Origin of the sequence: Marinomonas posidonica, assembly GCF_043643765.1 — a bacterium.
Classification (GTDB): domain Bacteria; phylum Pseudomonadota; class Gammaproteobacteria; order Pseudomonadales; family Marinomonadaceae; genus Marinomonas; species Marinomonas posidonica_A.
In genome coordinates this window covers 229,649-239,434 of the sequence record NZ_JBHZSP010000006.1, presented here as the reverse complement: position 1 = coordinate 239,434, position 9,786 = coordinate 229,649, and the positions used below count along the sequence as shown (strand labels likewise).

The window sequence follows — 9,786 nt, the reverse complement described above, 5'->3', positions numbered from 1 at the left end:
TCACTCAAATTCGAAACACTCACAATTTTACTTAATAAAGCGAATTGACGTGTTTGACTCTCGTAAGACTTCAATTTCTTTTTTGAAGCCCCAGCGAGCGCCCACACAAATTATCTGATTATCTATTTTAAAGAGCGTTGCCACTACATTGTGGCGAGGTCGTGTATATTACGACTTTCTATTCGAGATGCAAGCGTTTTTTCAATAAAAATACCGTTAATTTCTTAATTAACGGCATTTCAATGAGTTAGCCAAATGGATTATTAAATAAAGCGTTTTTATTTAATCTCAATCGCTTGAGCTTCGATCTTAGACTTCCACTCTGCAGGGCCAGTAATGTGTACCGACGTACCTTGAGAATCAACGGCAACCGTGACAGGCATATCCACGACATCAAATTCATAAATGGCTTCCATCCCTAATTCAGGGAAGGCAATCACATCTGCTTTTTTGATAGCTTTAGAAACCAAGTACGCAGCGCCGCCAACAGCCATCAGATAAACCGCGCCGAATTCTTTAATTGCTTCAATTGCAATCGGGCCACGTTCAGATTTACCTATCATACCAAGTAGACCCGTTTCATCTAAGATTGTACGAGTAAATTTATCCATCCGAGTCGCTGTTGTTGGACCTGCTGGACCAACCGCTTCATCTCTTACAGGATCCACAGGACCAACGTAATAAATAAAGCGACCTTTTAGATCCACTGGCAGCTCTTCGCCATTGGCGATCATTTCTACCATTTTCTTATGAGCGGCATCTCGACCTGTTAGCATCTTGCCATTAAGCAAAACAGTCTCACCAGGTTGCCACTCTTTGACTTGCTCCGGTGTGATTTCGTTAAGATCCACTCGGCGAACACTGTCACCCACTTCCCATGTAATTTCTGGCCAATCATCTAAAGATGGTGGCACCAAATCCGCAGGACCAGAACCATCTAACACAAAGTGCGCATGACGAGTCGCGGCACAGTTAGGAATCATAGCAACAGGCAAAGAGGCGGCATGCGTTGGGTAATCCATGATTTTAACGTCTAACACCGTCGTTAAACCGCCCAGACCTTGCGCACCGATACCTAAATTATTGACTTCTTCAAAGATGGCTAAACGCAACTCTTCTACGCGGTTTTGCGGACCGCGTGCTTTTAGCTCATGAATATCGATTGGCTCCATCAGAGATTCTTTTGCCATTACCATGGCTTTTTCTGCTGTACCACCGATGCCTATACCCAACATACCTGGCGGGCACCAGCCAGCCCCCATAGTTGGAACAGTTTTCTTAACCCATTCAACAATGTCATCTGAAGGGTTCAACATGGCCAACTTGGATTTATTTTCCGAACCACCACCTTTAGCTGCCACATGAACTTCAACGGTATCACCTGGAACCACTTCCATATGAATAACAGCAGGGGTGTTATCTTTGGTGTTTTTGCGTGCACCAGCAGGGTCATCAAGAATGGAAGCACGAAGAACATTATCTGGATGAAGGTAAGCGCGACGTACACCCTCGTTAATCATGTCAGCGACACTTTTCGTGCATTCCCACTGCACGTTCATGCCGACTTTAACAAACACGGTAACGATGCCCGTATCCTGACAAATAGGACGCTTACCTTCCGCACACATACGAGAGTTAATTAGAATCTGTGCCATGGCGTCTTTCGCCGCCTGACTCTCTTCGCGTTCGTAAGCCTCATGAACCGCATTAACAAAATCCAGCGGATGGTAGTAAGAGATAAATTGCAGCGCGTCAGCAACGCTATCAATCAAATCATCTTCTTTAATAATGCTCATGCTTCTCTCCTGCTGAGTATTATGAATGAATCAAAGATCGAAATGGTAAAAGATGCGGGGCCGCAAAGAAAGCTTTATGAGGGATTTTGAAAAGATATACCCCTTATTATTGACATGAATAAGGGGTATATTCAGGAAGGAAACTAATTAATTTTGTGCTCTTTGGTTGAGTTGGGCTTCTGCACAGAGTGCTGAATATACTCTTCTAAGATTTTTGCGGTAAATTTTTCACGCTCAGGCAAAGATACAATCTGCTCAGCCTCCCAATTAATCAAACGAATAAACACAGAATATTTTTTGATATATTGATAACCGATATCTCGAACACCAATATCATTTGACTCCATTAAATAAAGCACCTGCTCTAAGCTCTTCTGCGCCTCAAACTGCCCACCTTCACTCGCAGCAACCAATAACCTTTGAATTTGCTGAACAGGATTCTCGGATCTTTTCGTTTCTTTCTTGCTATAGTTTGAAGTTAAGAACTTATCCAGCATCTCTTCGGTATAACCTTCACGCTCCTGAACATCAGGAATGAGTGCCGACTCCCGTTCTAGCAAACGAATAAATAAACTCTTATTCTTGATGTCAGAAAACTCAAGATCCTTTAAGGACAAGCTGTTTTCTTCCATGATTTCAATCACTCTATTGTAAGACGTACTCGCCTCACTTCCTGTCGAGACTGACAACATGAGCTGCCGACGCAATTCATGCATAATTTTAGCAGCTCGATAATCTTCTTTTCTCTGCAAGTGTTGCTGAAAAGCATCTTTATTCTGCTCTAGCGCCTTACTTACTGACTCATAGCCCTGAATGGCCTCTTGCTCATCCCTTAAGCGGTCCATGCGAATATTATTACAACTCGCTTCCCAGGCCTCATAAGATTTGGCTCTCGCTTGAAAAGCACGCTCAATTGCTTCTTCAAAGCTCTGCTCAATTCTGGCTCTTTCAGCACGCTCAAGCACCTCTTCCTGCTCATGCTCGTAACGCTTTTTCTTCTTTAACTGAAGATTTTCTTGAGCCAAAGTCAATTGAGTACCCAGATCTTCGATATCAGACTGAACTTTTGCCTCATCAAAGTCGGCTAATTTTTCGTATACACCAGACCAATACTCATCCTCTGAAAACGGCACACTTGGATCACTGGTGGAATATTGGGTTTTAAGCGCTTCCCCAAAGTCAGTATGAGCAGGACGAAATGCCTGCGCAGCATCAATCACATTGTCATTAAATGCATTGGTAGAGGACACTACCTCCTCTTCCTCTTGATTGCTGGCATTTTCAACATCATCAACAAGATTTTCAGCGGCCATATTATCCATATCCTGATCATCTAACATATAAGTATCGATATCTGAAACCGTATCATCAAAGGTCTCGACCTGAGAATCAGGTCTGAAAGTTTCCTGATCGCTTTCTTTTGAATTGAAATGATGATTAGCGTCACTGCTCACATCTTCTTCCATATCATCTAAAATTGTTCTAACTGACTCATAAGCACGATTAGGATCTACTGTAGACTTTTCGCTAAAACGGCGCTGATACACCGAATCAGATTGCACATTTTTCGGAGCAGGTTCCTTTACAAATCTTGGCGCGCTATTACCCCAGCTTACTTTATAAAGCATGGAACGATCACACAGCTGCAACATCGGCAATTCTCGCTGCGCGATGCTGTATTGCCGAATTAAAGACTCAGCATGGCGCAAGGCCAAATTAGACTCACTCAAATTGCTTGATGTCGCGAGATTAAGTAGTTTAACAACTTTCTGAATGGCCTTTTTTCTTCTGCGTGTGCTCATAAAACAGGCTTCCAAATGGGCTTAGTCAAATTAAAGACAATAATGAATACAAACCAACAACCTAATAATACAAATCCGCTTCATCACTAGGCAATTGCAAATCATCACTTAACAATACTTGAACCTTTTGCAAAACTTCAGCCAACTTTTCCTTATCATACGGAACAGCAGGGAATTTCCCCCAAATAGGGCCAGGCCAGCAAGAGTCCGTATCGTAACGAACAATATGATGGATATGTAATTGTGGAACCTGATTCCCCAAAGCGGCAACATTTAGCTTAGTTGCGGTAAAAGCATCATGCAGGGTTTCCGCCAGCAGGCAACTTTCTGCCATCAATTGCTGTCTATCCTCATCAACCAACTGATAGATTTCAGTAATATTGTTGCGCCGAGGAACCAAAATAAACCAGGGAAATTGAGCATCATTTATCAAACGCAATTCACACAAAGGCAAGTTACCCACCAAGATGGAATCACGGCACAACACGGGATCTAACTGAAACATCTTCACACATTCCTATTTACAAAAAACTCATTCATAAGCACTATAGCACCCTATTTCAAAAACACTCAGTGACTCGGAGCTTCCATGACGGATATGCAATGTGCTGTGGACGCACAAGCAAAATTAGCAGAATGCCCACGTTGGGATGAACGTACACAAACCTTGTATTTTGTCGACATAGACTCTTTTGTACTATACGCCTACGACACACAATCGAAAACCCTAAGCAATCGTAAATTTGATGAAGAAATTGGTTGCTTCTCTTTAGCTGAGAACGGTGGATTCATTGCCGCCTTCCGCTCTGGAGTTTACACATTCGACCATCTAAATGCCGAACTAAAGCCTTATTGGAAAGCCGATTACGACCAGCAAACCACCCGCTTTAATGATGGCCGCTGCGATGCAAAAGGCCGTTTCCTTGCTGGCACCATGTATTCTCCAAAAGATGCTTTTAAAGGCGCACTTCACCAATTTAGTCAAGGTCAACAGAAAGTACTGGATCAAGCCGCTTGGACATCAAACGGCTTAGCTTTTTCCCCTGATCAAAGCATCATGTACTACTCCGACACCCCTAATCATGTGGTATATCAGTTTGATTATGATGTAGAGACTGGTGAAGCGACCAATAAACGTGAGTTCATCCGCTTCCCTCATGGCAACGGACGACCAGATGGCGCGGCAGTTGATACGGACGGAAACTATTGGTCGGCCTTATATCAAGGCCAAAGAGTTGTTAAAATAAGTCCAGCAGGTGACATCCTAGAAGAATACCCAGTGCCAGCGACTTATCCGACTATGGTAGCCTTTGGCGGGCCAAACATGAACACCTTGTATGTCAGCACGTGTCGCGCTGCACAAACAGAAGAAGAGCTGCAAACATTCCCGCACGCTGGCGGTATTTTTGCACTAGAAACATCCGTAACAGGACAGGTTGAACCTCGCTTTGCAGGCTAACCGTCACTCAAATTAATTTAAAGAACTTATATTACTATGCGCGCTAGCAATTATTTATTTTCCACATTACGTGATGCCCCAACCGATGCGGTTGTAACAAGCCACCAACTGATGGTGCGAGCTGGTATGATTCGCCAGATATCCAAAGGACTTTATACTTGGCTCCCTACTGGCGTAAAAGTATTTCGCAAAGTAGAAAGCATTGTCCGTGACGAAATGCAAAAAGCCGGTGCCCTTGAGGTCATCATGCCCGGCGTGCAACCTGCAGAGCTATGGCAAGAATCTGGCCGCTGGCAAAAATACGGCCCTGAATTACTGCGTTTAAAAGATCGCCATGATCGCGACTATTGTGTTGGCCCTACTCATGAAGAGGTTATTACGGAATTAGCACGCAATGAACTAACCAGTTACAAGCAACTGCCTGTTAGCTTCTTCCAAATTCAAACTAAATTTCGAGACGAAGTTCGCCCACGCTTTGGCGTCATGCGCTCACGTGAATTCAGCATGAAAGATGCTTATTCTTTCCACGTTAGCCCAGACTCACTACAAGAAACCTATGATGTAATGCACCAAGCATACTGCAATGTGTTTGACCGCATTGGCTTGGATTATCGTCCAGTCCTCGCCGACACCGGTAGCATTGGTGGCGCCTATTCTCATGAGTTTCATGTATTAGCGGATTCCGGTGAAGACGACATTGCCTTCAGCGATAGTTCAAACTTCGCAGCCAACGTGGAACTAGCAGAAGCCATTTGCCTAAAAGAAAAAGCCGACCCAGCCACTCAAGAATTAACAGAAGTTTTCACCCCGGATTGTAAAACAATTCAAAAAGTCGCTGAATTCTTAAAATTAGAGGTCACGGAAACGGTCAAAACCATGCTCGTTAAAGGTACTGACGAAAACGAACAAGAAACCATAGTGGCTCTTGTTCTGCGTGGTGATCACAACATCAATGAATTAAAAGTTGAAAAGCTGGATGGTATTGTTTCACCATTTGAGTTTGCTAGCGAAAGTGACATCATTCATAAAATTGGTTGCGCGCCAGGCTCCATCGGTCCAAAAGGTCTAAAAGAAAAAGGCATTCGCATTATCGCTGATCGCTCAGCGGCCATAATGTCAGACTTCTGCGCGGGCGCTAACAAAGACGATTACCACTTTACCGGCATCAACTGGGAACGTGACTGCCCCGAGTTTGAAGTCGCTGATTTGCGTAACGTTGTAGAAGGCGATCCTTCTCCAGACGGTCAAGGCACTATTGTAATCAAACGTGGCATCGAAGTAGGTCATATTTTCCAACTTGGCCAACAATATGCTCAAGCCCTGAACGCCAGCGTTCTTGATGAAAACGGCAAAGCACAAATCATGCACATGGGCTGTTACGGCATCGGCGTTTCTCGCATTGTTGCTGCCGCTATCGAACAAAACTTCGATGACAAAGGCATTTTATGGCCAGAGAGCATCGCACCGTTTGATGTTGCCATTGTGGCAATGAATTACGACAAATCTGAAGCCGTTCGTAAAGCTTGCGAAACACTCTACCAAGAATTGACAGCAAAAGGTCTGGACGTGCTACTGGATGATCGCAAAGAACGCCCAGGTGTTAAATTTGCAGATTGTGAACTACTTGGCATTCCGCATCGTTTTGTGATTGGTGACAAAGGTTTGGCAAATAATACCTTTGAATACAAGAATCGTATTCAAGGCGAAAACCAAGACATTGCCATCGGTCAAGCATGTGACTTCATACTGTCCACAAAGAAGTAACAAACCAAACGCCATTCTTTTGAGTGGCGTTTTTCTTTAAAGCAGATTAAGCGACTTAACTATGACGATAATTTACCACAATCCACGCTGCTCTAAATCACGACAAACGTTGGCGCTGTTGGAGGAAAACGGCATTCAGCCTGACATTCGTCTTTATCAAAAAGAGCCTCTCAACAAGAGCGAACTTGAACAGCTTATTGCGCAATTAGACATCCACCCCATTGAACTTATGCGCACTAAAGAGACGATCTACAAAGAACTTGGCTTAAACAAAGACAGTTCAGACGAAGAGCGCATTCAAGCCATGCTTAATAATCCAAGTCTAATTGAACGCCCTATCGTTGTTCACAACAACAAAGCTAAGCTGGGCAGGCCACCAGAAAATGTATTGGATTTATTTTGATAACTTCATCGCCTTACATCTTAATACTCTTCTATAGCCGACATGGCTCCATTGCCGAGATGGCTAAGCATATTGCTCGTGGCGTCAATAAAGTCACTGGAGTGGAAGCTAAAATACGCCAGGTGCCAAATGTCTCGAGTAATACGGAATCAACCGAGCCAGCCCTTCCAGATGAAGGCGCACCTTACTGCACCTTAGAAGAACTGAGTGGATGTGCTGGCCTAGCAATGGGCTCACCGTCTTACTTTGGTAGCATGGCCGCCCCTCTCAAGCACTTTATAGATCAAACTTCGACCTTGTGGATGACAGGTCAACTGATCGACAAACCCGCTTGCGGTTTTACCAGCGCCAGCACAATGCATGGCGGCCAAGAGCAATGCCTACACAGCATGATGACGCCACTTATTCATCACGGTATGATTTGGCTTGGACTTCCTTACAAAAATAAAGAATTGATCAGCACCACCAGCGGCGGCACTCCCTATGGCGCAAGCCACTTAGCCAGCAGCACACAGGAAAACACCCTGACTGCAGAAGAAAAGAAACTGTGTGAGGCTCAGGGTGAGCGAATTGCCCTCATGGCACTTAAGCTTACCTAAAAGAACCCAGCATAATTCAGCAATAGCCATAAAAAAGCGCCGTTTATTTTCATGGAGGCGCTTTTTTATACAAGATTCGCTAATGACGAGGCAGTTCAATGCCTTCAAATAATTGTTCGACTTCTTGGCGATTAGGCGCTTCCATAGCTGCCACAACTAAGTCTTTGGTCAAATGCGGTGCGAAAGACTCGATAAATTTGTACATATAGCCACGAATAAATGTATTGCTTCGTATACCGATTTTAGTACAGCTATCCGCAAATAAGTGCGATGCATCAAGCGCAACTAAATCTGAATCCAATGACTCATCATAAGCCATGGACGCAACAATACCGACACCTAAACCGAGACGCACATAAGTTTTAATGACATCCGAATCCGCCGCAGTAAAGACGACATTTGGCTCTAACTCAGCTTTCTGGAAAGCCTCATCTAACTGAGATCGCCCCGTAAAACCAAACACATAAGTCACAATGGGATAGGCCGCGAGAGCTTCTAGAGTCAATTCACCAATGCCGGCCAAAGGGTGATTTTTTGGCACAACGACAGAACGATTCCAAGTGTAACAAGGCAACATCACCAAATTACCGAACAATTCCAATGCTTCTGTCGCAATCGCAAAGTCCACCACACCATCATTGGCCATTTCTGCGATTTGCATGGGTGTCCCCTGATGCATATGCAGACTGACTTCCGGGTAACCTTCGATAAATTGATTAATAACCTTTGGCAATGCGTATCTTGCCTGAGTGTGTGTCGTTGCTATGTCTAATGAACCTTTGCGCTCGTCACTAAATTCACTCGCGACACGTTTAATATTCTGTGTCTGATTAAGCACTTCACCTGCCAAAGCAATAATTTTTTCACCGGCAGGCGTGATGTGCGTTAAGTGCTTGCCACTTCTTGCAAACACCTCAACACCCAACTCATCTTCCAATAAACGAATTTGCTTACTCACACCGGGTTGAGAGGTATAAAGGCTTTGCGCAGTAGCCGACACATTCAAGTCATGACGCGCTACTTCCCATATATATCTAAGCTGCTGTAACTTCATCGACTACCTTATTCTAAAAAGAGTTAAAAACATAAGAAAATATTACTTTATAGAATAGTAAAAAAGCTCTAAGGTTGCCAGCTCAAATCATTTATTTACGGCAATTCGATGGATTTTATTTGGTATATTTTTGCGGGTGCAGCCGTTGGCTTAGCCGTCGGCATCACAGGGGTTGGTGGCGGTTCATTAATGACGCCACTACTGCTGCTTTTTGGTTTTCCACCACACATCGCAGTTGGAACCGATCTGATGTATGCCGGCATTGCCAAAAGCACCGGCGTTGTGATGCACGCCAAACGTGGCAATGTAAATTGGAGCATTGTCTTTGCCATGGCATCAGGCAGTGTCCCCGCTTCAATTTTAACCATTTGGTTGTTATCACAATTTGACAAACCAGATCATTACCAAGAAATTCTCACCACAAGCTTAGGCTTGATGCTCACACTGACCGCCATTGTTGTACTTTTCCGAAACAAGCTTATTCAATCCCTAAAGCTGAATTTTACAGAACAAAAAAGCCGCAGAATCATTATGGTTTGCGGCTTTATTCTGGGCGTTTTAGTAACACTCACTTCGGTCGGCGCTGGCGCATTAGGCACAGCCATTATGATGCTCCTTTTCCCATTAATGCGCGCCAAAAATATTGTTGGCACCGATCTCGCTCATGCCGTTCCATTAACACTTATCGCTGGTACAGGGCACATTTTCTTAGGCAATGTAGACTACGCACTATTAGCCGCGTTATTAATCGGTTCAATTCCTAGCATTTATATAGGCACACGCATTGCGTCCCATGTTCCTAATAAAATACTACAGCCTATCTTAGCAACCGCCCTACTTTCGTTTGGAGTTAAATACCTTTTCTTCTAAAAGGCTTACAAATAAAGAAAAATCGCCTTCAAAGGTTCA

The 9,786-nt window shown here is 44.0% G+C and carries 9 protein-coding genes; 5 read left to right on the top strand and 4 right to left on the bottom strand.

Translation table 11 applies throughout. From position 1 onward, the window contains the following. Positions 1 to 278: 278 nt before the first annotated feature. The 3 genes from ACHUFM_RS09085 to ACHUFM_RS09075 all read right to left on the bottom strand — a co-directional run bounded on the left by ACHUFM_RS09085 (position 279) and on the right by ACHUFM_RS09075 (position 4,103). Positions 279 to 1,796 (bottom strand): fumarate hydratase, encoded by a 1,518-nt coding sequence (locus tag ACHUFM_RS09085; protein WP_394181595.1) that lies wholly within the window; start codon positions 1,794 to 1,796, stop codon positions 279 to 281. Positions 1,797 to 1,939: 143 nt separating this feature from the next. After that, positions 1,940 to 3,598, bottom strand: a complete 1,659-nt coding sequence (locus ACHUFM_RS09080; RefSeq protein ID WP_394181593.1) for a DUF2786 domain-containing protein — start codon at positions 3,596 to 3,598, stop codon at positions 1,940 to 1,942. Between the two features lie 61 nt (positions 3,599 to 3,659). Next, positions 3,660 to 4,103, bottom strand: a complete 444-nt coding sequence (locus ACHUFM_RS09075) for an HIT domain-containing protein (RefSeq protein ID WP_394181591.1) — start codon at positions 4,101 to 4,103, stop codon at positions 3,660 to 3,662. Between the two features lie 84 nt (positions 4,104 to 4,187). On the opposite strand from ACHUFM_RS09075, the gene ACHUFM_RS09070 reads away from it, so the two are divergent. The 4 genes from ACHUFM_RS09070 (at position 4,188) to wrbA (ending at position 7,823) form a co-directional block, all read left to right on the top strand. Further along, positions 4,188 to 5,057, top strand: coding sequence for an SMP-30/gluconolactonase/LRE family protein (locus ACHUFM_RS09070; RefSeq protein WP_394181589.1), 870 nt, complete (start codon positions 4,188 to 4,190; stop codon positions 5,055 to 5,057). A 36-nt stretch (positions 5,058 to 5,093) separates the two neighbouring features. Beyond that, a complete protein-coding gene (locus ACHUFM_RS09065) occupies positions 5,094 to 6,821 on the top strand; it encodes a proline--tRNA ligase (RefSeq protein ID WP_394181587.1) in 1,728 nt (575 codons plus the stop codon). A gap of 61 nt (positions 6,822 to 6,882) precedes the next feature. Next, entirely contained in the window at positions 6,883 to 7,224 is a 342-nt protein-coding gene (gene arsC, locus ACHUFM_RS09060; protein ID WP_394181585.1) for an arsenate reductase (glutaredoxin), read from the top strand. Beyond that, a complete protein-coding gene (wrbA, locus tag ACHUFM_RS09055) occupies positions 7,224 to 7,823 on the top strand; it encodes an NAD(P)H:quinone oxidoreductase (RefSeq protein ID WP_394181611.1) in 600 nt (199 codons plus the stop codon). Before arsC ends, wrbA begins: the two co-directional genes overlap by 1 nt. A gap of 79 nt (positions 7,824 to 7,902) precedes the next feature. On the opposite strand, the gene cysB is transcribed toward wrbA, so the two are convergent. Beyond that, on the bottom strand, positions 7,903 to 8,877 hold the full coding sequence (gene cysB / locus ACHUFM_RS09050) for an HTH-type transcriptional regulator CysB (protein ID WP_394181583.1): 975 nt from the start codon (positions 8,875 to 8,877) through the stop codon (positions 7,903 to 7,905). Between the two features lie 108 nt (positions 8,878 to 8,985). Here cysB and ACHUFM_RS09045 point away from each other — a divergent pair, with 108 nt between their 5' ends. After that, entirely contained in the window at positions 8,986 to 9,747 is a 762-nt protein-coding gene (locus ACHUFM_RS09045; RefSeq protein WP_394181581.1) for a sulfite exporter TauE/SafE family protein, read from the top strand. Positions 9,748 to 9,786: the final 39 nt, after the last annotated feature.

What these genes read in the sequence shown, in the direction of transcription:
- ACHUFM_RS09075 (WP_394181591.1), bottom strand. Translation starts at nt 4,103, where the DNA reads ATGTTTCAGTTAGATCCCGTGTTGTGCCGTGATTCCATCTTGGTGGGT.
- ACHUFM_RS09070 (WP_394181589.1), top strand. Translation starts at nt 4,188, where the DNA reads ATGACGGATATGCAATGTGCTGTGGACGCACAAGCAAAATTAGCAGAA.
- ACHUFM_RS09085 (WP_394181595.1), bottom strand. Translation starts at nt 1,796, where the DNA reads ATGAGCATTATTAAAGAAGATGATTTGATTGATAGCGTTGCTGACGCG.
- ACHUFM_RS09065 (WP_394181587.1), top strand. Translation starts at nt 5,094, where the DNA reads ATGCGCGCTAGCAATTATTTATTTTCCACATTACGTGATGCCCCAACC.
- arsC (WP_394181585.1), top strand. Translation starts at nt 6,883, where the DNA reads ATGACGATAATTTACCACAATCCACGCTGCTCTAAATCACGACAAACG.
- ACHUFM_RS09080 (WP_394181593.1), bottom strand. Translation starts at nt 3,598, where the DNA reads ATGAGCACACGCAGAAGAAAAAAGGCCATTCAGAAAGTTGTTAAACTA.
- ACHUFM_RS09045 (WP_394181581.1), top strand. Translation starts at nt 8,986, where the DNA reads ATGGATTTTATTTGGTATATTTTTGCGGGTGCAGCCGTTGGCTTAGCC.
- cysB (WP_394181583.1), bottom strand. Translation starts at nt 8,877, where the DNA reads ATGAAGTTACAGCAGCTTAGATATATATGGGAAGTAGCGCGTCATGAC.